This window comes from Prevotella jejuni, from assembly GCF_900187995.1.
Lineage (GTDB): Bacteria > Bacteroidota > Bacteroidia > Bacteroidales > Bacteroidaceae > Prevotella > Prevotella jejuni.
This window is the reverse complement of record NZ_FZNZ01000005.1, coordinates 99145-122816: the sequence shown is the minus strand read 5'-3', so window position 1 is coordinate 122816 and position 23672 is coordinate 99145. Positions and strand designations below refer to the sequence as shown.

Sequence of the window (23672 nt, the reverse complement as noted above, 5' to 3'; positions counted from 1 at the left end):
GGTAGTTTTATCTCTCACAGAACTCACAGATTTAACAGAACCCATTTGCGCACTGTTTCGAACTCACAGAAGGCCTTCGGCATACAGAGAACACAGAGGCCTTTCAACTAACATTAGCTGTAACGCTCTGTGTTATCGGTTGACTTAATGTCTCTGTGGAATGCTGTGTGTTCTGTTCTTCTGTGTTTTTCTGTGAGAAATATAACGCAGCCACTCGATGAGATAAGGCCTATGAGATTCGCTGGGGAGTTTTTCTCTCACAGAACTCACAGAGTTAACAGAGCCTTTTTGCGCACGTTTCGAACCCACAGAGGGCCTTCGGCATACAGAGAACACAGAGGCCTTTCAACTAACATTAGCTGTAACGCTCTGTGTTATCGGTTGACTTAATGTCTCTGTGGGCCTTTGTGAATTCTGTTCTTCTGTGTTTCTCTGTGAGAGAAAGAAAGGTCCTTCGTGAGAGAAAGAAAGGTCCTCTTTGAGAGATAGAGTACTAACCATGTAAATAGAAAATGTCAAGATATTTTATAGAGAACTCTCTTCTTTTTTCGAGAAAAGACTGAGTATGCTACAAGAAGAGGCTTTTCTACGTTCGAAAACATGCCTTTCTTGCGTCAAGAAGGGCGTTTTCTACGAGCAAGAAGGGCATGTTCTCAAATCCTCTTTGTAACATTCTGATTTGTTGAAGGTTAACAAAATTATTGCAGGTAACGTTATAGCCCTTACGTGAGAGTGTTTTGCTCGTCTGATTGTAATGATTATTTACTATCTATATTAGTATTTACAATAGCTATAACGCTCTGTGATATCTGTATGCCGGAGGCGTTCTGGAGCCTCACCCCCAGCCCCTCTCCGAATGGAGAGGGGAGTGATTACCGAGATACCCCTACATGTCCTCCAAATGTTTAGCAGCCTTTCTCCTTCTATCAGCAGGCCAATAGGGGTAACCTCACATATCACGCCCCTCCCTGCGGGGGAGGGGTTGGGGGAGGGGCCGCTATCTTTTGCCCCAGTACCAACACCCAACACCCAACATTCAACACCTATTTTTATAAAGAATGTCAATTATTTCCTTTATCCAAATATTATCCTTACCTTTGTCTAAGAATGTTGACAGAAACGTAATAGAATTATTTGTCAATCTTAAAGTATAACTTATAAGCATATTAAAGGAATGATAAAAAGATGTATGCTGCTCGTTGCAGCAATGATGGTAAGCCTTTGTGCGTCCGCACAGTTCCAAGAGGGGAAGGGCTATTTGGGTGCTTCTCTGACAGGACTCGACTTGCATTATAATGGTCAAGACGGTATAAACTTAGGCGTACAGGCTAAGGCGGGTTATTTCCCATGGGACAATGTGATGGTACTGGCTAATGTCGATGCGGTGCATAATGGCTCCGAGGCTGTTGCCGACCATATCAGTGTGGGAGTTGGTGGACGCTATTACATCACACAGAACGGCCTCTACTTGGGTGCTGGTGTGAAACTGCTCCATGCCAACCATAGTTATAACGACCTCATGCCAGGCATTGAGTTGGGTTATGCCTTCTTCGTTAACCGTTCGGTGACGATAGAGCCTGCTATCTACTTTGACCAGTCGTTTAAGGATCATGACTATTCAACGATTGGTTTGAAGATAGGTTTGGGTATCTATCTCTTTGATGATTAATCAGATAGACAAGCCTGTAAGATGAATAGCCATCAGTCGGCAGGGGATAGGCCGAGCGTATATCCCTTGTCGACCGATGGCTGATACGACTATTAGAAACCAGCGGAACGGATTGCCACGGTAGTTCCTTCCCTTCGTCTCTCTGGTCAGAGAGAATCGTAAAAAGCATGCAACAGTATCCTTCCCAACTCTTAGAACGGGCCGTAGAGGCTTTCTCACAGTTGCCAGGTGTGGGGCGTAAGACCGCTCTACGCCTTGTTTTGCATTTGCTCCGACAGTCGGCTGCCGATGTGGATGGCTTTGCCGATGCCGTAGTAAGGGTCAGACATGACGTGAAATATTGCAAGGTATGCCATAACCTCTCCGATGATGATGTCTGCGGAATATGCTCCGATCCACGTCGCGACGGCTCAGTGGTCTGCGTAGTAGAGAATGTGCAAGACGTCATGGCGATAGAGAATACCCAGCAGTTCCACGGCCTCTATCACGTCTTAGGCGGTATTATCTCACCGATGGACGGCATTGGTCCGAACGACTTAGAGATAGACTCGCTCGTAGAACGCGTCAAGGACGGCACAGTGAAGGAGGTTATCCTTGCCTTAGCCAGTACGATGGAGGGCGACACGACCAACTTCTATATCTCACGCAAGCTGCGAGGGACGGGTGTGAAGCTATCGGTTATCGCACGCGGCATCTCTGTTGGCGACGAACTTGAATATACTGACGAGGTGACCTTAGGGCGTAGTATCCTAAACCGCACCCCGCTTGAATCTTAAACAAACCTATGGATAAAACAAGAAAAATACTCCTTTCGGAGTTTTATGGTGCGTGTCTTATCACGCTGATAATCATTGGAGTGTACGAACTTCGGCTTGTCTTACCAGGCAACTGGGCCGACATAGAGAGCGCAAAGATGGTCAGTCTGCAATTCCTGATGCAACTCTTGACCCTTGCCGCTATCCCTCTTGCCCTCTTCCTCTTCAAGATAGGCTACGTGCAGACACTCTTGCAGTCGGATGAGAGCCATGTCAGTCGTAAGCTCCTTGTGTGGGGTAGCGTCCGTCTGATGCTACTCTGTCTGCCAATGATAGCCAACATCTTCTTTTATTATGCCTTTGGCGATGCCGTGAGCTTCTTCTATCTCGCTGTGATATTGGCGTTGAGTCTCTTCTTCGTCTATCCCAGTAAGAAGCGATGCGAGCATGAATGTTCCTTAGACAACCCTGAGCATGAGTAAATGAAACTGAGTGTTATCATCGTAAACTATAACGTCAAATACTATCTCGAGCAGTGTTTAGAGAGTCTGCTGCGTGCTTTGGAAGGCATAGAGGCCGAGGTGTTTGTGGTCGACAACCATTCGAGTGATGGTTCGATAGCCTATCTTCGTCCCCGCTTCCCTGCTGTGCGCTTCATTGCCAGTGCTCATAACTTAGGCTTTGCAGGGGGTAACAACATCGCAATCAGGCAGAGTCAGGGCGAGTATATACTCCTCTTAAATCCCGACACCGTTGTGGGCGAGGATGTTATCCGTGCGTCGCTCGACTTTATGGACAGCCATCTAAAGGCAGGCGGACATGGTGTTGAGATGCTTAACGACAGTGGTAGCCGAGCCTTAGAAAGCCGTCGTGGCCTACCGTCGCCGATGGTCTCGTTCTATAAGATGGTCGGTCTGTGTAAGCATTTCCCACAGAGTCGTCGCTTTGCACATTATTATATGGGGGGTCTCTCATGGGAGGTTGCAGGACAGATAGAGGTTGTCAGCGGTGCTTACTGCTTCCTTCGCAAGTCGGCCTTAGACCAGATAGGCCTCTTAGACGAGGATTTCTTTATGTATGGCGAGGATGTCGACCTCAGTTATCGACTGCTCAAAGGCGGCTACGAGAACTGGTATCTGCCCGTGCGCATCCTCCACTACAAGGGAGAGAGCACTCAGAAGTCGAGCTTCCGATATGTCCACGTCTTCTATGATGCCATGCTCATCTTCTTCCGCAAGCATTATGGCGGTATGAACGCACTGTGGCGACTGCCCATCAAGGGGGCTATCTATCTGAAAGCCTTTGCCTCGCTGATGCGCACCACAGCCCACGCCGTGAGAAAGAAGTTGGGCTTCCGCACCGCAAAGAGCCGCACTTATCCTCGTTATATCTTTGTGGGAAGTGAGGAGATGACGCTTGCCTGCCAACAACTCGCAGCCGACAACGCCCTGACAGCAGAGTATCGTATAGCAGAACAGGACGAATTGATGAAGATTCATGACGAAATACTCCAACAGATAGGACGACAGAGTAAACCCTACTGTGTGGCCTACGACACCAGTCGCTTTCGTTATCAAGACATCTTAAACGCCTTCGCACGGCAGCCGAACGGCAATGTACACATCGGATTCTACCATCCAAAAGACAATAGAGTCATCACCATGACCGAGATAATAGGAGGTTAAGACATGGAAAAAAAACGACACGTGAGGGTAAGACTAAGGGCGATGGAGCCAGAAGACCTCGATATGCTTTATCACATAGAGAACGACCGTAGCCTCTGGAACGTCAGTGCCACGAATGTTCCTTACAGTCGCTATGCATTGCATAACTATATTGCTGATGCGAAGAACGATATCTATATCGACGGACAAGTGCGATTGATTATCGAGAACGAACAGCAGGAGACGGTGGGAGTGATAGACCTTGTAGACTTCGATCCGAAGCATCAACGGGCGGAGATGGGCATCATCATCATGAAAGCCTTTCGTCGACAGGGCTACGCACAGGCTGCCATTGAGATGCTGACAGACTACAGTCGTAACATGCTCCACCTCAAACAAATCTATGCAGTGGTCGATGTTGATAACGAGGTGTCCCACCACTGCCTCCTTTCAATTGGTTTTACAGAGGGCGCAATACTGAAGGAGTGGATCTTCTGCGACGGTCGTTATAAGGATGCAAGGGTAATGCAACTGTTTATCTAAAGCCCCTTATTTGCGCTTACGGAGTTTTATGAGGCTTCTATCCAAAGGTGTTTTAGATGGGAGACTATCTGAGCGTGGATATTCCTCGGGGCTTGATACGAGAGCACAGGAGTGTTTCACCTTATTATATATAGGACGATGATATTGCTTGAGGATATTTATGCGTCTACAATCAAAGCGTTTTACAGATAAGAGACCATCGAAGGAGTGGATATTCCACGATGGTTGTCATGCGTGCAGAGGGGTAATGTAACTTTTTATATAAAAAGCGTTGATTAATTTTGGTGGTATAGATTTTTATTATTACCTTTGCACTCGCAAAACAGAAAAAGGGTTTTTACGCCTTCATTTTGGTGCGTTAGTTCAGTTGGTTAGAATGCCTGCCTGTCACGCAGGAGGTCACGAGTTCGAGTCTCGTACGCACCGCTGAAACCCCTTCTGTAATGCTTGGTGCGTTAGTTCAGTTGGTTAGAATGCCTGCCTGTCACGCAGGAGGTCACGAGTTCGAGTCTCGTACGCACCGCTTAAACCTCGGTCTTTACCGAGGTTTTTTTGTATCCTCTCGATTCTTGATCTTGTATGTGTAGAATCGAACCCAGCCCTAATAACAGTAATATTCACCGTCCACTTGTCTGTTGAAGTGTATGGGTGGAAACCGACAACAGCCCTAACAACAATAGCATTTACCATCCACTTGTCTGTTGAAGGGCATTGGTGGAAACCGACAACAGCCGCTTGTAGCTGTAATCATCACAACGCCTTTGCATGAACCAACGCATGTGTAGAACCGCCCCCAGTCCCTAACAGCTTCTTCAGAACACTGCCTCAGAACGGAGGCGACTGCCTGATGCAATGCCGATGAGTGCCTGTTTATGGCTACCGAACAAAAGGCTTAAGGCGTTGTAACCCTAATCAAGTTTCATGAAAAACGTGTTCAGAACGAAAAAGGCACCTCACAAAGGTTGAATAAAGCCGTCATGTATTCCAATTCTTTCCAATGTTTGCAGAATTGGAAAGAATTGACAACGATGCTCCCTACGCTTTAGAGAGTAATTCGTCTAAGCCATCTCCTTTGATATAAGCCCTTTTCACCTTGTTTAATGAGATTTCCGAGACAATGTTCTCACCTAACAGACCGATGATATCCGACTTGGCTGTTGTTGGGCTAACACCGAATTTAACCTCCAAGTCTTTGATGGTCACCATTGCAGTGGGTTCATCAGCAAAGAGCTTGATAATCTGTGCTTGCCGCTCATTAAAGTTTCCCATGCGCAGGAAAAGACTTGCAGCTTTCTTCTCCTCCTGCTTCCGCTTGAAAGACAGAATAACCGAGGACAGGGGAGACAGGGTAAGGAAGACAGGGTAACAGAGTAAGACAGAGGTAACAGATGGGGTGGTTTTTAAGACAGAGTAACATGAGGACGGGGGGAGACAGGGTATGGGAGACAGGGTAACAGAGTAAGACAGGAGTAACAGATGGGGTAGTTTTTAAGACAGAGTAACATGAGGACGGAGGGAGACAGGTGGTTCTTTTAAGACAGAATGACATAATGACAAAGGAAGACAGGTCTGTTTTTTTAGACAGAATGACATAATGACAAATGAAGAATGACATATTTTTTCTCACAGAGAACACAGAAGAACAGAACACACAGGTGTCAGAAAGATAGCGGCCCCTCCCCCTTCCCCTCCCCAAAAGGGAGGGGCGTAATCACCGAGATACCCCTATAAAAAGGATGTAGGCTTCGTTATGTCCCTTATTAGTAATGATAATAGCTGAAAGGCCTCTGTGAACTCTGTATGCCGAAGGCCTTCTGTGGGCTCGAAATGTGCGCCAAAAACCTCCGTGAACTCTGTGCGCTCTGTGAGAGATAAAACTCCCCAGTGACTTGCATGAGTCTTATCTTATCGAGAGGGTGCGTTCTATTTCTCACAGAGTACACAGATAAACAGAACACACAAAGGCCCACAGAGACATTAAGTCAACCGATTTCACAGAACCTTACAGCCAACGTTAGCTAATCATCAACACCTAACACTCATCACTCAACACCCGTCTTTAGCTGTAACGTTCTGTGAATTCTGTATGCCGGAGGCGTTCTGTGGGATCGAAATTGTGCGCAAAAAGGGTCTGTTAAATCTGTGAGATCTGTGAGAGAAAATAATGTCCACGAATTAAACAGAGCACAAAGAGGTTCTTTGAGTTCTGTGAGTTCTGTGAGAGAAAAATCTCCCCAAAGACTTTCTCCATGATTACTTCCACCTTTTAGAGGAATTAGAAAGACGGTAAAATAGCCTTACATAAACTCAAGTGAATTACCTTCTAAAAGGTAGTGTGATATCCCTTAAAATTGAGATTGTAACCCTCAAGAAATCAGAATATTACAAGTTGCGTTTGAGAACATGCCCTTCTTGCCCCAAGAAGGGCGTGTTCTGCGTGCAAGAAAGGCATGTTCTCGAATGAAGAAGAGGCTTTTCTACTTTCTTGAGGGGGATGTTCAGTTGACGAGTAAACAAGTTTACGAGTAAACAAGTTGTGAGATTAAGTTGACGAGTAGACGAGTTTACGGGTTGACGAGTTAATAGATATTGTGGGTGAGGGGGATGTTTAAGTAGACGAGTAAACAAGTAGACGAGTTGACAAGTTAATTGATAGTGTGCGTGAGGAGGCTGTTCAAGTAGACGAGTAAACGGGTTTGCGAGTAGACGAGTTAATAGATAGTGTGGGTGAGGGGGGATTTAAGTTAACGAGTAAACATGTTGACGAGTTTACAAGTTAATAGATAGTGTGGGTGAGAAGCTGTTAAAAGAAAACGAGTGAGCAAGTTTAGAAACTCACTCACTCGTCAACTAAAATATCTCAGTATGTTTTCTTACCTTTTCGCAAGCAACAGGTCAACTCTTCAAACAGGTAAACTTGTCAACTTGCCATACGTTTCAGTCTACGTTAGAGGCCCATGGCAGACTCGTTAACTTGTTAACGTGTTACTAATCTCCGTTCCTTTGTTACTCTGTCTAACCATCTCCTTGTCTACTGAGACACGTCCGCATGTTACTTTGTCTTACTTATTTCCTGTCTCAGCAGACCTGTGGTAGATTCGTTAACTTGTTAACGTGTTACTAATCTCCGTTCCTTTGTTACTCTGTCTAACCATTCCCTTATCTGCCGAGACAGGTCCTCATGTTACTTTGTCTTACTTATTTCCTGTCTCAGCAGGCCCATGGCAGACTCGTTAACTTGTTAACGTGTTACTAATCTCCGTTCCTTTGTTACTCTGTCTAACCATTCCCTTGTCTACTGGATTAGTCCCTTTGTTACTCTGTCTAACCATTCCCTTGTCTACTGGAACAGTCCTCTTGTTACTCTGTCTAACAAATACTTTGTCTCTACAAGCAACTGGTTAACTTGTCTACTCGTCAACTCGTCAACCAATCAATCAATTTGTCTTCTCTATTGTCGGCTCCACATAGACCTCCCCGATACCACGGTAGGCACCCATGACAGGCTTAGAATCAGAGAAACGGTTCCATCCGTAAGAAGAGAAAGTCTGCTCAGACGCCAGCTTCTGGTACTCTTTGAAGCCCAGCTTACCAGCATTGTCAATAGCCAAGAAGATACTCTCCTGCGTACCATTGATAGCCGTCTCGTGCTCCTTACTAAAGTCATCAGCCACGATGACAGAGATGTAGTATTCGTAAACCCCAGTCTGCACCTCATGCTTAAAGACCACTTTACCATTCGTCATCTTAAAGCCCTTGCCCGGAATAAAGTCTACTGGCCACGTGTATTTATTATCGACAATGAAGTTCGCCTTATTCGTTCCCGTTGCTTCAATGCGTACGTTAGACGTCTTACGAACCAAGTTACGGTTTGCGTCACGCATCTTCGCCGTCTGAACATAGTCGCCAACGAAGTCGGAGAGAGCAGCCTGAACCACCTTCAGCGAGTCGACCAGTCCTGCAGCCTTTGCTATGACCCATCCCACACGTGCCTTACCCGTAGTGTTCTCCGTTGCCTTCACGGTCAGTTCACCACTCTGTTCGTCCACAGAAAGCCAGTCGCCAGTTGTCGTATAGGTCACAGGCAGGTTCGCAGTAGCAATCATAGTCTTCTGCACCGCCTTATCGTCAGTGTAGATATCCTGCCCCGCAGGGAGTCCAAAGGTGATACCCTCCTGTTGAACATTCAGTGTGATAGAGTCGCCCTGAGCGTTCTTAACGACCAAGAGCGTGTTACGGCTCTGTGGACTCGTATTCGTTGTTGCCGTCAGGAGGAGCGTCTCAGCCTTCTTCGTCACCGTCAGCCAGGCGTCTTGAGCGTAAGCCTTGGCCGGTTCAGACGCCATCTTCACCTCCTTTGTACCCCCAACGACATTAAAGGCCGTCTCCGCCTTCACGACATTCAGTCCTGCGGCATACTCCGGCAGTTCGTTCTCATTGTTGCTGCAAGCCGTTCCGAGTACGGCCGCAGCAGCGATCATGAATAAAGAAATATACTTTTTCATCCTTAATTAATTTTCGTCATGTATTGAATATTAGGTAGCGTGAAGGCATAGACATAGTTGCCTTGTGCGTCAGTGACCGGTTGGAGGTCTTCGCCGTAAGCCACTCCAAAGAAGGAGTCAACCGTGTGACCCGTTATCTGTCCACTGTCTTCAGCCTTCGCACGCTCCATGTCGTCGTCCCAAGTGAAGAACAGACTACCCGTTCCTTCACCAAAGAGTTTACCCTCCTTAGCGGATGCTGGGATCAGAAGAATACCTGCCGGATACTTATAAGTAGGGTCGGTAACAGGCTGTCCCGGCAACTCCAAGTGGCCAGTGGCAGGGTCGTAAGTGAGGAGAATCTCGTAGTTGACGTTATTGAGGTTCAATGTCCCCTTCAATGTATTAGCCACCGTGCCCCTCTCCAAGGTAAGTCTGATACGTTTGCGGAGGCTCGTCTTGAGTTGCCACTCACCTATCCAGAAGTCGATATCCTTATGGCTCTTCGGCAAGAACTGTATGATTTTAAGGTCGTCCTGCGTCAGCGAGTGGTCTTCCTCATTCCAAGTAAAATGCTGATACTTTTTGTTCTTGATGACAAGCGGTTGACGAAGTACGATACCCGTATTGGTGGTGCAGTATGGCATCGACCATGTAGAGTCGCCAATGGTGACGTTGAGTCGTCTCACCTCCTGCGTCAGTGTGCCCTGAGCGAGGGTGTCATTGCCCAAGACAAAGTCGTAGGTCTCGACGTTCATCCCCTGCATCACCGTGGCAAGACCGAGCATGTATTCCTCCCAGTTAGTGCCCTTAGGCAGACGAGTGAGGAGCATCTCATTGTGCCACTTACGTCCTTTAAGGAAGATACTATCGTTTGTTGCACGGAGAATAGAGAACTCATAGTCGCCTTGCGCACCGTCAGGACTACCCAACCAGGTCTCCGCCAAGGGGTGAATGACAGCGTTATAGCCATTGAAAGAGAGAGTCGGACCGAGGTCTTTCACGACATCGTAGCCCGAAGTCGCTTGTGCTTCGATATCCTTCACATCGCCCATAGCGGTCACGTTGCCGTTCTTGAACTTCAGTAACAACGTATATCCGCCATAGCTATAGTTCTTACCTGTGTAATACTGCATCACCCATCCGTCGTCAGCCGACTCTAAGAGTGCTTTGTAATCGGCAACTTTCTTCTCTATGCGGTCGGCCGCTGGGAGGTCGAAGGTGGTCTTATCGTCATGCAGACACGACTGCAGAGAGAGCGTCAGCATGATAGCCATGAACAGTAAATATACTTTTTTCATTTGCTTATCCATTTCCTTTTATTGGGTCAGTTGGCCTTGTCTTCTCGGCAGCCGTGGGCCGTCTTGTACGCCCATCGGTAGTCCCTGTGTGGGAGAGAAGGCCAAGGTCGTAAACCCTTGATTGTTAGTTTATTGATAATATACGTAGAACACCGTTATTACTCCAGCGTGTTAAGGTCGAGCGACCCAATCTTCCCACCTCTACGGAGGATAGCGTTGCGCAGCAGTTCGATGTCTACATTCCATGAATTACTCATGTATTCACGTATCATCTTTAGTTTTCTGTTGATGATAGAGCCACCTTTATTACCTGCATTGCGCATGATAGTGGCCCAATCCTGCGGTGTACTCGTCACGTAGATAGAGTAGAGTTCGGCAATGTCCTCGGCAGGGTTCTCCATAGAGTAGGCCGAAACAAATCCCATACTCTGTGCCTTTTTATCAGGGATAGAGGTCCAGTTGCCACTAACATAGTCCGAACGAGAGATATTATCATACGATTCATCGTACGGCTTCTTCTGGTTCAAGATGTGCATAAACTCATGGTGCATGGTATGGAAATAGTAGTTTGTCATACTACCATAGTCCTTCAGCTGTTCATCAGTGAGTGCATTGACCTTACCGAGACGCACCTTATATCCGCCCTCAGCACTACCGATGACCTCAGTGCGGTAGCGTGTGTAGCCCGGAGTACCCGTGACAACGATGATACGTGGCGAGTTCTCTTTGACAAAGTCAAGTCCAACGGTCTCTGCATAAGCGTCAAACCACATGTACTTCGTGAGGATAGCCAACTTAACCGACTTTGCTGAGTCGGCCGGAACAAAGTTATAAGCCTGGTCGGTCTCCTCTGTCTTGAGTCGATACTGAAACTCTATGTTATAAGGCATGGTGTAGTTCTTATACAACCACTGGTCGAATGGGTTGCGATGCACGGGTGCTGTCGAGAAGATAGAGTCGCCCTCAATCTTGTCATCGCTACATGATGACAGTAGCACACCACAGCCTACCAGTGCGGTAACGACCAAATATAAATACTTTTTCATAACCTTTCTTTTTTAATTATTACGTGGATTAGCAGTGATGCCAGCCGTGATAACGTCCTGAGGCAACTGTATAGCGAGTCGTGGATCACCAGCTTTCATAGAGTCGGTGACGGCTGTCACGTTCGACTGAACGTCTACCTTCCTACGATAGAGGGTTATTCCGTAACGCTTAACATCCTGTAGACGGAGCCCTTCGTGGATGGTCACGAGTCGTTTCAGCTGTAAGAGACACTGCAAGAGAGGCTCTTGTGTTGTCGACTCAATGCTGAACGATGGGTGAAGAGCCTTCTTTGGAGTAGGCTTTGTTGGCGTGTAGTAGGCCATTGAGCGATAGAAGTCTTGTATCTCGGCCAGCGTCAACTGCTTCCTATTCTTTGAGAAGACAGATAGCTCACTATTGATGTCCTGCAACGCTTTGGCATACTGTCCTGAGAGGGCATAAGCCTCGGCACGCTCCAAGAGGGTGAGGTCGGTGTTGAAAACAGCATACTCTCCGTAAGGTACACCAATCTCTGCTGTAGCGTCGATCACCTTTGGTACGTATGGAATCTTACGTAGACAATACTTTGAGACACCATTATTATATAAGACAGTATAGTTCAGTGTCGAGCCGCTGTCACCCCATGGTCCAGGAGCTTGGAGGGTCTCGTTCTTGCTAATCAGCTCTCCATGAGCATACTTACTACCAGCGAGAATAGGAATACTGATGACTCCCCACTGTGAAGGAACGGTCAACAAGAGGATGTTAGCATTGTCGCTTGCAGCCACGAAAGCGTTTGGCTGTACGTTTCCACTTGGTCCTAAGCGGTTCCACTCAGCCCAGTTACGCAGGATGTCAGTAGGCTGTTCGCCTAATACCTTATTGGCATACATCACCGCTTTATCATACTGTTGAGCATAGAGATAGAAGCGAGTAGCGAAGGCGTAAGCGGCCTGCTTGGTGAAATGGAACTTTGGTTTAGCATACTTCGTACCAACGAGTGATATGCCTTTAAGCATGTCGGCCTCTATCTTCTGGTAGAGTTCGGCCAACGTGCCACGCTCCATAGTGCGGCCAACAACCTTCTCAGGCTGTGTAGGATAAGGCAGTCCTAACTCCTTATCGGCTGTGGCTTTGTCGTAGGCTTGGCAGAAGACGGTTGATAACTGGAACATTGAGAAGGCACGACAAAGCAAGGCTTCGCCCAACTGTGCGCTATACTCCTCTTCAGTCTGCGTGTCCTTAACTTTCTTATCGATGTATTCTATGGCCTCGTTACATGCTGAGATGGCTGCATAGTGGGCCGACCACAGCTGATAAGGAGTCTCCGTATTGCTGACGTCATCGATGTCTTTCCACTGGTAAGCCTGCTCCTGAAATCTATCGAAGGCACTCCACGTACTATGGAGTTGCTCATCAGTATTATCAGAGTACATCTCCGTGAGATAAGCAGGGTGAGCTTGTGGATAAGCACTCACCAAGAGTTGGCTCACTTCCGTAGGTGTTTTAAGGTCCATACGGCTGTCGGGATACTTGTCCAAGAAGTCGTTACACGCCGTAAAGGCAAGTGATAACAAAGCTACTGGCAAGTAGGTAATATATTTATTGACTTTCATCTTCGTAAGTATTATAGTCCGAGTTTCACTGTTAACGTAAATTGCTTTGGCATAGGAGATGCTACACCGCCCACATTATAGAACTCTGGGTCTTGTCCGTTGAGGCGCTTGTCGGCATAAAGGAGGAAGAGATTGGTTGCTTGAAGCTTCAAGGCAAGGTTCTTGATCATGCTGTGTTGGAACATTTCGGCAGGGAAGTCATATCCTAAGGAAATCTCTTTCAGACGAATGAAGTCGCCCTTTGCGATACGTACATCGCTGTAGTTATAAGCGTTATACCCCAAGCGTACATTCGTGTTGGCCATATACTGGCTCTTAGAGAGGATACCTGGTACGTTCGTTTCCTTCTCTTCTCCTGATGCCATCCAGCGGTTCTTGAACGCATTCGTCATCGAAACGAGGTCGTTATAACGTGCTCTGAACTTAGGGTCGAGGCGCACGACGTTGCCAAAGGCGTATGTAAAGAAGACGTTCAGACGCAGTCCTTTATAAGTGAACATATTTCCCAATGATCCTGTATGTGTAGGGTCAGTAGGCCCTTCATACTTTAGGAAGTCTGTTTGTGTACGTTCTTGGAAGTTGATATCATCGGTGGTCACCTGTCCTTTCTCATTGATTACCATAGGCACACCGTCGTTGTTCAGTCCCACGAAAGGTATGGAGAACAGTGCACGGGCAGGATAACCCTTCTTTGCAAAACCGTTACCACTGACCAAGCTCATTACGTTTCCTTGATTAAAGAGCTTTGTTATCTTTGTCGTAGCATGCGAGTAGATGAAGTTGGTGGTCCATGTGAAGTCCTTTGTACGCATGTTGACAGAGGAGAGACTGAGCTCGATACCATTCGAGTTCATCTCGGCCACGTTGGCAGCTCGTATAATCTCACCACCCAAGCCAGCGGTCACCATGGGTCCTATCTCATCGAAGTTCTTACGTGTATAATAGTCGAATGTGATGCCCAAGCGGTTATTCCACAACGAAGCATCAAACCCAAGGTTTAGCTCATTCTTCTTCTCATAGGTCAAGGTAGAGTTTGCCAACTCGCTAATCTCAAGTTGTGGCTCTTGGTCTTCAGCGAAGAGTCGGAACGGTGTTGAGGCTGTGAGGATAGCTGTTGAGTTACTATAAGAGGCGTCAGGAGGTGTACCTGTCAGACTGTATGAGGCGCGCAGCGTCAGACGAGACAGTGGTGAGAGCTTTGCAAACCAGTTCTCTTCATGCATGTTCCATGCTCCTGACACGTTCCACGTAGGCATCCAGCGTGCACTACGGTTCCTTCCCATCTGGTTAGAACCCTCATATCGCAACGTACCATTGAATACATAACGTCCTTGATAACTGTAGGTTGCATTGCTGTAGAACGCTACACTACGAGAGTTAGTAGGCGTGATAGTATAGAAGGTGTTGCCTGACTCCAACGAACGTTTGAAGTATTGATAGATATAGAAAGGTACCATACCCGCATTATAACGTAGTCCCGGCCCCTCGAAGGCATTGCGTTGACGCTCGATATTGGTAAGCTCCATACCCCCAAAGAGGTTCATGATATGCTTCTCAGCGAACGTATGACTATAATTGGCAGTGGCTCTCACGTCGTAATCACTCATGCGGTTATCACCTTTATGATACAGTCCTCCGTAAGGTAAGACGGTCATTGGCAACACGTAAGGGTTGTCGGGGTCTTTATAGAGATACTTGTTGGCATCACGGATAATACCGTTTGCCATCGCACGATAGGCCAAAGCCTGATTAGAGTCGTCCTTCACATAATGCTCCTGTGTGGAGGTCATATACTTAAAAGCACCCAAGAGCGACAACTCCAAGCCCTTCAGCGGCTTATATTTCAGCTCTAACTGAAAACGAGCATCAAGTGTGTTCAGGTCGATATAGTTATTGTCTAACTCATGGAAGATATTGAATGGCGCATAATTGGCTACGTATGTTGCCGACGGATCCAGCACTCTTGAGGTGTTGCTGGCGTATGAATAAGGGTTGATATCAAAGTCGCGTTTCACCTCACCCCCTACTACGTCGACATCTTGACCTAATGTTCCTGGGGCGCGTTGCTTACGGTAAGCGGCACCTCCGATGAGGTTCAACGATAGATTATCAGCCAGATGATGCGTAAGGTTGACGTTGATAGTATAGCGGTTGACGTTGCTCTGCTTATACCATCCTGGGTCTAATAATGCACTGAACGACGCATAGTAGTTTGATTTCTGCGTTCCTCCGCTCAAGCTAATAGAGTGACTTTGCATGATGTTCGATGAGAACAGCTCCTTAAACCAGTTGGTGTTGCGGAACTCGGCACGCTGGAGATAACGGTTGCGAGCCTCGGTCGTGTTCTCTAAAGCAAAGCGACCAGTGGTTGGATAATACGTGTTTATCAGCTCATACATCTTTCCATAGATGCCATACTCGCTGCCATTGAGCACCTCAGAGAAGTTTAGCCAACCCTTATCGGCCAACTCACGATAGATACCCATCTGTTCCTTTGAATCGAGAATATCGAAGTTACGATACGAAGGAACCAAACGTGAGGTGAACTCACCCGTATAACTAATATGGGCCTGACCCTGCTTTCCCTTCTTGGTGGTCACTACGATCACACCAGCCATGGCTCTTGCACCATAGATAGAGGTGGCCGAACCGTCCTTAAGTATCTGGAAACTCTCGATGTCGTCAGCGTTGAGTCCTGCGATGGCCGACGAGATGAGGGTCTCTGGATTGCCCGATGCTAAGTCGTCAGCACCCACGTTGGCGGCGTCTTCCATGATGACTCCGTCGACAACCCATAGTGGTTTGCTACTTCCATAGATTGAGGTAGCACTACGGATGCGTATCTTTGGCGCCGTACCGAAGGTTCCACTGACGTTCTGAACAGACACACCAGCGGCCTGACCCTCTAATGATCTACTGATGTCGGCCACACCACTTAGACGAGCCTTGTCGGCATCTACCTTGTCTGTAGCACCCGTAAAGAGACGGCGGTCGGTGCGGGTAAGACCCGTCACAACCACCTCCTTCAGTGCCTGTGTGCTCGACTTAAGCACCACCTTCATGTCGGTAGTGCCCTTCAACGTCTGTGAGACCATACCGATATAGCCCACAGTGACTTGAGGATTAGCAACGTCAGTGGTCAGCGAGAACTTTCCATCGACATCGGTCACTACACCCGCTTTGGTGCCTACGACCATGATGGTGGCTCCGATAACGGGTTGGTTATCTTCGGCACCCACCACGGTTCCCGAAATCTTCGTTTGTGCCAATGCTGTTGAAACGTAGGTTAACAGCATGACAAAACAAATAAGTAACTTTTTACTCATAAACTTTGTTTTTATTTACTCTGGTTTTATTCATTCTATTAGATTGCTCCTTTATTACAAGAAAACACCTTTCTTATCGCAAGAGGATTGATCAATTTAATTCGTTCCGTTAATCAACTGTTGTATTAATTGTGCAAATTTAATAAAAAAAACTGAGTATGCAACGAAATAACAGATAGTTTATAAAAAATACAAACATATACATCTTTAGACAGGAGAACACACGGCATGAGGGGAGACAGGTATTTTTTTAAGACAGAATGACATAATGACAAAAGAAGACAGGTGTGTTTTTTTAGACAGAATGACATAATGACAAAAGAAGACAGGTGTGTGTTTTTAGACAGAATGACATAATGACAAAGGAAGACAGATGTGATTTTTTAGACAGAATGACATAATGACAAAGGAAGACAGATGTCAGAAAGATAGTGGCCCCTCCCCCGGCCCCTCCCCCGAAGGGAAGGGGAGTGATCACCGAGATACCCCTATGGGTTGGATGTAGGCTGCTTTTTGCCTCCTTATGGTATCTTCATTAGCAATAACGCTCTGTGAACTCTGTATGCCGAAGGCGTTCTGAAGTTCAGAGGCCCCTCCCCCGTCCCCTCCCCCGGAGGGAAGGGGCGTAATCACCGAGATACCCCTACAGGCCAGATGTAGGCTGTTTTTTACCTCCTTATTGGTATCTTCATTAGCTGAAACGCTCTGTGAACTCTGTATGCCGGAGGCCTTCTGTGAGCTCGAAATGTGCGCCAAAAACCTCCGTGAACTCTGTGTGCTCTGTGAGAGAAAAAAATGTCCTTTGTGAGATAAAGAACTCCCCACGACAAGTCTCCAATATTCTTTTTCTCACAGATAACACAGAAGAACAGAACACACAGTATTCCACAGAGACATTAAGTCAACCGATTTCACAGAACGTTACAGCTAATGTTAGTTGAAAGGCCTCTGTGATATCTGTATGCCGAAGGCGTTCTGTGAGATCGAAACAGTGCGCAAAAATGTTCTGTTAAATCTGTGAGTTCTGTGAGAGAAAAATCTCCCCAGCGAGTTGTTTGTGTGTTATCTCATAGGGAGGGTGCGTTCTATTTCTCACAGATTTACACAGATGAACAGAACACACAGCAGTTCACAGAGACATTAAGTCAACCGATTTCACAGAACCTTACAGCCATCTTTGGCAGTAACGTTCTGTGAATTCTGTATGCCGAAGGCGTTCTGTGAGTTCGAAATTGTGCGCAAAAAGGTTCTGTTAAATCTGTGAGATCTGTGAGAGAAAAAACTCACCAGAGTGAGAGATAAAAATCCCCTCTGTGAGAGAAAAACCTCCCCAAAGATTTACTCCATGATTACTCCCACCTTTTAGAGGAATTAGAAGGACGGTAAAAAAGCCTTACATAAACTCAAGTGAATTACCTTCTAAAAGGTAGTATGGTGTCCCTTAAAATTGAGATTGTAACCCACAAGAAATCAAGTGGTTATATGTTGCGTTTGAGAACACGTCCTTCTTGCCCCAAGAAGGGCGTGTTCTGCACGCAAGAAAGGCATGTTCTCGAATGGAGAAGGGCATGGTCTTGAACGAAGAAGGGCATGTGTTGCCTTGATGACAGGCGAAAATTATTGACAAGTGGGTGAGGAGGTTGAGAGAAAGGGGGAATGAAAGAGAGTTAAGACTACACCGTCAACCACTTTACAACAGGCCGACAGAGACTTAAAATACCTATTAGTAAGTATTGACAAGACCGAAATCTTTGCCTATCTTTGCAGCAAAAGAAGACAGAATGGAGAAACGATTAAAATGCCATAGAACGTCAAGTGGAAGAAAGCGTATTGCAGATTGAATGCAATACGCTTTTTTTTATGAACAAAACAAGACATTGTCCGTTAATAAGACTATTATGAAAACATTAAAAGAAAATGTGCGGAGTAGGATTGTCATGGCCGCCCGCAGTGAGTTTGTTAAGTGTGGTTATAGGAAGACATCGATGCGTACAATCTCGGCTAAGTCTGGTGTTGTGCTGGGGAATATATACAACTATTTTAAGACAAAAGACGATATCTTCTGTGCTGTCCTTCGTCCGCTGCTCTCTGTGATAGGCGAGTGTATGGCGGAGCACAGCAAGGGTGAGCACGAGGAAAAGCGTCTTGATTTCTCCCGACAACGGCAGAAGGAATTCCTATCGAGTATGCTTCGCATTATCTTCTTATATAAGGAGGAGTTGAGGCTACTGCTCTTTGAGTCGCAGGGCACCTCCTTGGAGCATTTCCGTGAGACCTTTATCGACGAACAAGTGGCGATAAGTAGGGCTTACATGGAGCAGGTGGAGACGAGTGTGTCGCCCCTCTTCTTTCGTATCAGCGCCTCTACATGGCTGACGATCATCGGTGAGATTGTGTCAAGACCCGACCTTCAGCAAGAGGAGGTGAGGCAGGCTCTGACCGAATATATACGCTACAACACGGCTGGGTGGCTGGAACTCATAAAACAATAAGTAGGTATGAAGAGATTAATCCTTATCACGATCGTGTGTCTGTGTCCTCTGCTCGTGGCGGCCCAACGGCTGTTAAGGGGTAAGATCATGGAGAAAGAGACGTCGACTCCTATCTGTGGAGCATGCATAGCAGTCAAGGGAACGAAGCAGAAGACCCTCTCTGACAAGGCTGGCGACTATCAGCTGACGGTTCCCACAGCGGGTGCTTACACGATAGAGGTGTCGGCAGTAGGCTACAAACGGCTGAGGGAGGTCGTTGCGGCGGGTGGTGATGTGACAAGAGACTACTATCTTGAACCCTCATCGACCTCGTTGCGTGAGGTTGTCGTGCGGAGTTCGGCACAGAGTGCAGAGATAAACCAGATACGACAAAGCCCTATGGCCGTGACAGTTGTGGACGGTGCAAAACTGAGAGGACGGTCGAGTAGCATTGAGGAGATACTGACGAGGACGTCAGGAATTAAGGTTAGGAAGGCAGGCGGACTGGGTAGTGCATCGCGCATCTCGGTACATGGCTTAGAAGGGAAGCGTGTGGCGGTATATATCGATGGGTTCCCACTGAACAGTCCCGACGGGTCCTTTGATATTAACGACATCCCGATAGACGTCATCAAGTATATCGAGGTGTATAAAGGAATTGTTCCTGCGGAGTATGGCGGAGACGGTTTAGGAGGCGCCATCAACATCGTCACACGAGAAGACGAGTGCGACCTGGTGGGCTTTACACAGGAGTTGGCATCCTTTGGGACGGTGAAGACGCTCGTAAGTGGACAAAAGCTCTTCACCCGACCAGGGATATTATTCAACGTGGCCTTCTTTAAGAATAAGTCGAAAAACGACTATATGATGTCGTGGCCAGTGTTCGAGACCAATCTGCCAGCGTCGGCCTATAGAAAGGTGAGACGTAGGAACGACTATTACGAAGCCAATTTCTATCATGTGGGGATAGGGTTTAGGAAGCTCTACTTTGATAAGTTCGACTTAGAATGTGCCTTTTATCAGAACAAGAAGGGGATACAGTCGCTTAATTTCGACGCTCGTCATGCCTATACAAAAGGGATAAATATCATGCCAAACCTCGTGTTGGAGAAACAAGACTTCCTCGTTAAAGGATTAGATATGAAGTACACTATCGTCACACCTATCATCCGCTCGAATATGACAGACACCGCCACGACGAGGAGACAATGGGACGGAACAGTCACGCAGGCTGTAGGAGAGACGGAAGACAACCTATTCAACGAGTCGCATAATCGGCAGTTTGAGGTGAGGAGCAAGTTTAACTTGAAATATACACACGGTCGGCACACTCTTAATCTCAATGACCAATACGCCTACTCGGCCTATACTCCTAAGGACGAAGGCATGAAAGACTATCTTGGCTTTGACCCCAGTGCCTATCCAAGCAGGATGACTGCTAACAACATCGGCCTCAGTCATCTGTTTGTCTCGGCTAATCATCGGTTTCAAAACGCATTGACTCTCAGCATCTACTACCTTAACTCGAGGATTTACAGAACCAGTGACGCTCTGGCGAAAGGGCAGGCAACAGACGAGTTAGCACCGAAGCAGACCCGTGTGGAACGGTCGTATTATGGCTTCAGTGAGGGTTTCAGCTATGAACTATGGAAGGATGTGCGGGCGAAGCTGTCGTTCTCGCATAACGTGAGGATACCCGATACGGGCGAACTCTTTGGTAATGGGGTGAGCATCAAGCCGTCGGTCAACCTGCAGCCAGAGGTGGGGAATAATCTGAACCTTGGTTTTATCGTCGATAGAAGAGGACTGTGCGGACTCATGAGGGTGCAGTGGGAGACGAATTTCTACTATATGATGATGAAGAACATGATAAGACTCTTTCCTGCTGACACACGTTCTATCTATACGAACTTAGGGAAGACAAGGACCATCGGAATGGACACTGACGTGAAGGTGGACGTCACACGCAATGTCTATCTCTACTTTAATCTCACCTTACAGGATATCCGAGACAGGCAAAGATGGTTTAATGACGAACAAGGAACGAGCAACCCTACCTATAATAAGCACGTCCCTAACATCCCTGCCTTTTACTATAACTATGGCATGGAGTACCATGCAGAGGGCTTGATAGGGCGCCGAGAGCTGTCGAGAGTCTATATCGACGTGTCGCATGTGGGCGAGTTTGACTGGGGATGGCAGATGAGTTCGCTCGCAGAGGAGCGTAGGAAATGGCGCATACCATCCAATGATGTCTTCACGATAGGCCTCCAACAGTCTTTATGGCATAATAACATGTCACTGAGCCTTGAGTTAGAAAACGTCTTCAACAAGGAGAACTACATGGAATTTAAGATGCCTCTGCCCGGAAGAACATTAAAGGCAAAACTACGCTTCAACCTGTTCAGAGACAAACTGGCAGGTGGGGCAATGAGCTTATAATTATTAATTTCTTTAATCAAAACACAATGAAACATTATTTCTTAACCGCAGCTATAATGCTGCTCACGACTGTCGGACTACTATCTTGCGACAAAGACTCACCTGACACACCGCCTACACCGGCCAAGACGGAGATGGGCTTCGTCCATAGTGTTAACATCGGAGACAATACATACGTAAGTGTTTTCAAAGACATGAACGTTGGCTCGCTCAATACCGATAATGCGCTGGTGATGCCAAAAGGTGCTTTTTCCTTCGTATATAAGGGGAAAGTGTATATTACCGACACCGAACACATCTATAAATATGCACCGAAAGAGGGTAAACTCGTGCAGGAAGGGAACACTATCCTTCTACCCAGTGGGGCTGCAGCAATGTACATCACCTTCGCTTCTGACCATAAGGCCTACGTCTCTTGTCATGGGTTAGGAAAGGTGATCATCATCGATCCTACCGCAATGGAGAAGGTTGGAGAGATTGACTTGGCGGAGTATTCCTTGGGGAAAGCCGCTGGTGACAATAATCCTGAGCCTGCCGCATCTGTCATAAGAGACGGAATACTCTACGTGGCACTTAGTCAGATGAAGGCTACCTACACCTGTGAAGCGGGTGCTTACGTGGCTTTGATTGACACAAAGACCGATAAGCCAATCAAAGTAGTTAGTGATCCTCGTGCCTCAATGGCTTCTGGTGAGTCGCCAGCCGGCGACCCTTTCATTGATGAGAAGGGCGATATCTACTTTTACTGTGTAGCGATGTTCGGCTATCAACCGGGTGTCAAGGAGGGATTCCTGCGTATTAAGAAAGGAGAAACAGACTTTGATAAATCCTACTGCTTCACCCTTGCGGATGTTAACTTAGTGGGTGTCAAAGGTAATAAGACGTCGTATGCGTACGTGAAAGTCTATGGCGGCAACGGAAAGGTGTATGCTTACCTCAATATACCAGGTGCTGCAAGCAACCCACCAGACTATGTCCACGATAAATGCTTCCAACCTTTCGAGATTAATCTCTACAATATGACCTGCAAGAAGTTGGACCTCTCCGCCACAGCAGGGTGGGCCGCAGCCATCTGTAAGTCGGGTAATGACATCATCTTCGGTATGTCTACTGACGAAGGGATGGGTTATTCCATCTACCATCCAGCCACCTCCACCTACGAACTCCTCAAGGTAAAGACCTCTGGTGCACCGTATGCAGTGCATGAGTTGAGGTAGGATGAGACCTCACCCCCAGCCCCTCTCCGAATGGAGAGGGGAGTGATCACCGAGATACCCCTCGATGTCCTCCTATTTTGAGCAGGCCAATAGGGGTAACCTCACATACTACTCCCCTCTCCATTCGGAGAGGGGCTGGGGGTGAGGCCTCTGTGTTCTCTGTATGCCGAAGGCCTTCTGTGGGCTCGAAATGTGCGCCAAAAACCTCCGTGAACTCTGTGCGCTCTGTGAGAGAAAAAAATATCCTTTGTGAGAGAAGGAACTCCCCAGCGAATCTCAAGCGTTCTTTTCCTCACGGAGGGTGCGTTCTCTTTCTCACAGAAGAACACAGATGAACAGAACACACAAAGGCACACAGAGACATTAAGTCAACCGATTTCACAGAACCTTACAGCCAACGTTAGCTAATCATCAACACCTAACAACCAACACCTAACACCCAACATTAGCTATAACGTTCTGTGATATCTGTATGCCGGAGGCGTTCTGTGAGTTCGAAACGTTGGTTGAAATGTTCTGTTAAATCTGTGAGTTCTGTGAGAGAAAAAACTCCGCAGCAAGTCTCATAGGCCTAATCTCATATCGAGGGTGTGTTCTTTTTCTCACAGAAAAACACAGAAGAACAGAACACACAGGGTTTCACAGAGACATTAAGTCAACCGATTTCACAGAACCTTACAGCCACCTTTAGCAGTAACGCTCTGTGAACTCTGTATGCCGAAGGCGTTCTGTGGGCTCGAAACTGTGCGCAAAAATGCTCAGTGAACTCTGTGCGCTCTGTGAGAGAAAAATCTCCCCAGCGAGTTGTTTGTGTGTTATCTCATAGAGAGGGTGCGTTCTATTTCTCACAGATTTACACAGAAGAACAGAACACACAGCATTCCACAGAGACATTAAGTCAACCGATTTCACAGAACCTTACAGCCACAGAGGCCTCACCCCCCTGCCTCACTCCTTTCAATAACATGTCCTTCCCCATTCAAGAACATGCCCTTCTCCATTCGAGAACATGCCCTTCTACGTCCAAGAACACGCCCTTCTTGATGCTTGATAAGGCCCTTCTCCAACGCAGTCTTCAACCTCCTGATTTTATGTAGGTTACAGAGACGAACGAAACATACATACTGAACGAGAATTTAATATACAAAGACATAATGA

At 47.0% G+C, this 23672-nt stretch carries 14 protein-coding genes and 2 tRNA genes; 10 read left to right on the top strand and 6 right to left on the bottom strand.

Annotated elements, in window-relative coordinates; translation table 11 throughout:
• Nucleotides 1-1174 precede the first annotated feature (1174 nt).
• From CHB62_RS02930 to CHB62_RS02900, 7 genes are all read left to right on the top strand, one after another.
• The gene (locus CHB62_RS02930) at nucleotides 1175-1669 is read left to right on the top strand and encodes a hypothetical protein (protein ID WP_167386083.1); all 495 of its coding nucleotides are present in this window, start codon (nucleotides 1175-1177) and stop codon (nucleotides 1667-1669) included.
• A gap of 167 nt (nucleotides 1670-1836) precedes the next feature.
• Nucleotides 1837-2445, top strand: a complete 609-nt coding sequence (gene recR, locus CHB62_RS02925) for a recombination mediator RecR (RefSeq protein ID WP_089365634.1) — start codon at nucleotides 1837-1839, stop codon at nucleotides 2443-2445.
• An 8-nt stretch (nucleotides 2446-2453) separates the two neighbouring features.
• The gene (locus tag CHB62_RS02920) at nucleotides 2454-2906 is read left to right on the top strand and encodes a hypothetical protein (protein ID WP_089365633.1); all 453 of its coding nucleotides are present in this window, start codon (nucleotides 2454-2456) and stop codon (nucleotides 2904-2906) included.
• Nucleotides 2907-4109, top strand: coding sequence for a glycosyltransferase family 2 protein (locus CHB62_RS02915; RefSeq protein WP_089365632.1), 1203 nt, complete (start codon nucleotides 2907-2909; stop codon nucleotides 4107-4109).
• Between the two features lie 3 nt (nucleotides 4110-4112).
• The gene (locus CHB62_RS02910) at nucleotides 4113-4631 is read left to right on the top strand and encodes a GNAT family N-acetyltransferase (protein ID WP_042855784.1); all 519 of its coding nucleotides are present in this window, start codon (nucleotides 4113-4115) and stop codon (nucleotides 4629-4631) included.
• 352 nt (nucleotides 4632-4983) lie between these two features.
• A tRNA-Asp gene (locus tag CHB62_RS02905) sits at nucleotides 4984-5057 on the top strand.
• 23 nt (nucleotides 5058-5080) lie between these two features.
• A tRNA-Asp gene (locus CHB62_RS02900) sits at nucleotides 5081-5154 on the top strand.
• Nucleotides 5155-5666: 512 nt separating this feature from the next.
• Here the strand turns inward: CHB62_RS02900 and CHB62_RS02895 are convergent.
• The 6 genes from CHB62_RS02895 to CHB62_RS02865 all read right to left on the bottom strand — a co-directional run bounded on the left by CHB62_RS02895 (nucleotide 5667) and on the right by CHB62_RS02865 (nucleotide 16384).
• Nucleotides 5667-5900 (bottom strand): hypothetical protein, encoded by a 234-nt coding sequence (locus CHB62_RS02895; protein WP_240616285.1) that lies wholly within the window; start codon nucleotides 5898-5900, stop codon nucleotides 5667-5669.
• A gap of 2168 nt (nucleotides 5901-8068) precedes the next feature.
• A complete protein-coding gene (locus CHB62_RS02885) occupies nucleotides 8069-9136 on the bottom strand; it encodes a BACON domain-containing protein (protein WP_089365631.1) in 1068 nt (355 codons plus the stop codon).
• A gap of 2 nt (nucleotides 9137-9138) precedes the next feature.
• Complete coding sequence (locus tag CHB62_RS02880; protein ID WP_089365648.1) at nucleotides 9139-10416, bottom strand: DUF4302 domain-containing protein; 1278 nt, start codon at nucleotides 10414-10416, stop codon at nucleotides 9139-9141.
• 158 nt (nucleotides 10417-10574) lie between these two features.
• Nucleotides 10575-11462, bottom strand: a complete 888-nt coding sequence (locus tag CHB62_RS02875; protein ID WP_089365630.1) for a zinc-binding metallopeptidase — start codon at nucleotides 11460-11462, stop codon at nucleotides 10575-10577.
• A gap of 12 nt (nucleotides 11463-11474) precedes the next feature.
• On the bottom strand, nucleotides 11475-13058 hold the full coding sequence (locus tag CHB62_RS02870) for a RagB/SusD family nutrient uptake outer membrane protein (protein ID WP_089365629.1): 1584 nt from the start codon (nucleotides 13056-13058) through the stop codon (nucleotides 11475-11477).
• Nucleotides 13059-13069: 11 nt separating this feature from the next.
• On the bottom strand, nucleotides 13070-16384 hold the full coding sequence (locus CHB62_RS02865) for a SusC/RagA family TonB-linked outer membrane protein (protein WP_089365628.1): 3315 nt from the start codon (nucleotides 16382-16384) through the stop codon (nucleotides 13070-13072).
• 1898 nt (nucleotides 16385-18282) lie between these two features.
• Here CHB62_RS02865 and CHB62_RS02845 point away from each other — a divergent pair.
• The 3 genes from CHB62_RS02845 to CHB62_RS02835 are packed head-to-tail and all read left to right on the top strand — an operon-like array spanning nucleotide 18283 to nucleotide 22514.
• Nucleotides 18283-18876 carry a TetR/AcrR family transcriptional regulator gene (locus tag CHB62_RS02845; protein ID WP_089365626.1) on the top strand — a complete coding sequence of 198 codons (594 nt, stop codon included), beginning with the start codon at nucleotides 18283-18285 and terminating at the stop codon, nucleotides 18874-18876.
• 6 nt (nucleotides 18877-18882) lie between these two features.
• Entirely contained in the window at nucleotides 18883-21297 is a 2415-nt protein-coding gene (locus CHB62_RS02840; protein ID WP_089365625.1) for a TonB-dependent receptor, read from the top strand.
• 26 nt (nucleotides 21298-21323) lie between these two features.
• Entirely contained in the window at nucleotides 21324-22514 is a 1191-nt protein-coding gene (locus CHB62_RS02835) for a YncE family protein (RefSeq protein ID WP_089365624.1), read from the top strand.
• Nucleotides 22515-23672: the final 1158 nt, after the last annotated feature.

Bases quoted from the DNA above. Each gene is read 5' to 3' on its own strand.
- CHB62_RS02835 (WP_089365624.1), top strand. From the start codon at position 21,324: ATGAAACATTATTTCTTAACCGCAGCTATAATGCTGCTCACGACTGTC.
- recR (WP_089365634.1), top strand. From the start codon at position 1,837: ATGCAACAGTATCCTTCCCAACTCTTAGAACGGGCCGTAGAGGCTTTC.
- CHB62_RS02870 (WP_089365629.1), bottom strand. From the start codon at position 13,058: ATGAAAGTCAATAAATATATTACCTACTTGCCAGTAGCTTTGTTATCA.
- CHB62_RS02910 (WP_042855784.1), top strand. From the start codon at position 4,113: ATGGAAAAAAAACGACACGTGAGGGTAAGACTAAGGGCGATGGAGCCA.
- CHB62_RS02895 (WP_240616285.1), bottom strand. From the start codon at position 5,900: ATGGGAAACTTTAATGAGCGGCAAGCACAGATTATCAAGCTCTTTGCT.
- CHB62_RS02845 (WP_089365626.1), top strand. From the start codon at position 18,283: ATGAAAACATTAAAAGAAAATGTGCGGAGTAGGATTGTCATGGCCGCC.
- CHB62_RS02875 (WP_089365630.1), bottom strand. From the start codon at position 11,462: ATGAAAAAGTATTTATATTTGGTCGTTACCGCACTGGTAGGCTGTGGT.
- CHB62_RS02865 (WP_089365628.1), bottom strand. From the start codon at position 16,384: ATGAGTAAAAAGTTACTTATTTGTTTTGTCATGCTGTTAACCTACGTT.
- CHB62_RS02915 (WP_089365632.1), top strand. From the start codon at position 2,907: ATGAAACTGAGTGTTATCATCGTAAACTATAACGTCAAATACTATCTC.
- CHB62_RS02920 (WP_089365633.1), top strand. From the start codon at position 2,454: ATGGATAAAACAAGAAAAATACTCCTTTCGGAGTTTTATGGTGCGTGT.
- CHB62_RS02880 (WP_089365648.1), bottom strand. From the start codon at position 10,416: ATGAAAAAAGTATATTTACTGTTCATGGCTATCATGCTGACGCTCTCT.
- CHB62_RS02840 (WP_089365625.1), top strand. From the start codon at position 18,883: ATGAAGAGATTAATCCTTATCACGATCGTGTGTCTGTGTCCTCTGCTC.
- CHB62_RS02930 (WP_167386083.1), top strand. From the start codon at position 1,175: ATGATAAAAAGATGTATGCTGCTCGTTGCAGCAATGATGGTAAGCCTT.
- CHB62_RS02885 (WP_089365631.1), bottom strand. From the start codon at position 9,136: ATGAAAAAGTATATTTCTTTATTCATGATCGCTGCTGCGGCCGTACTC.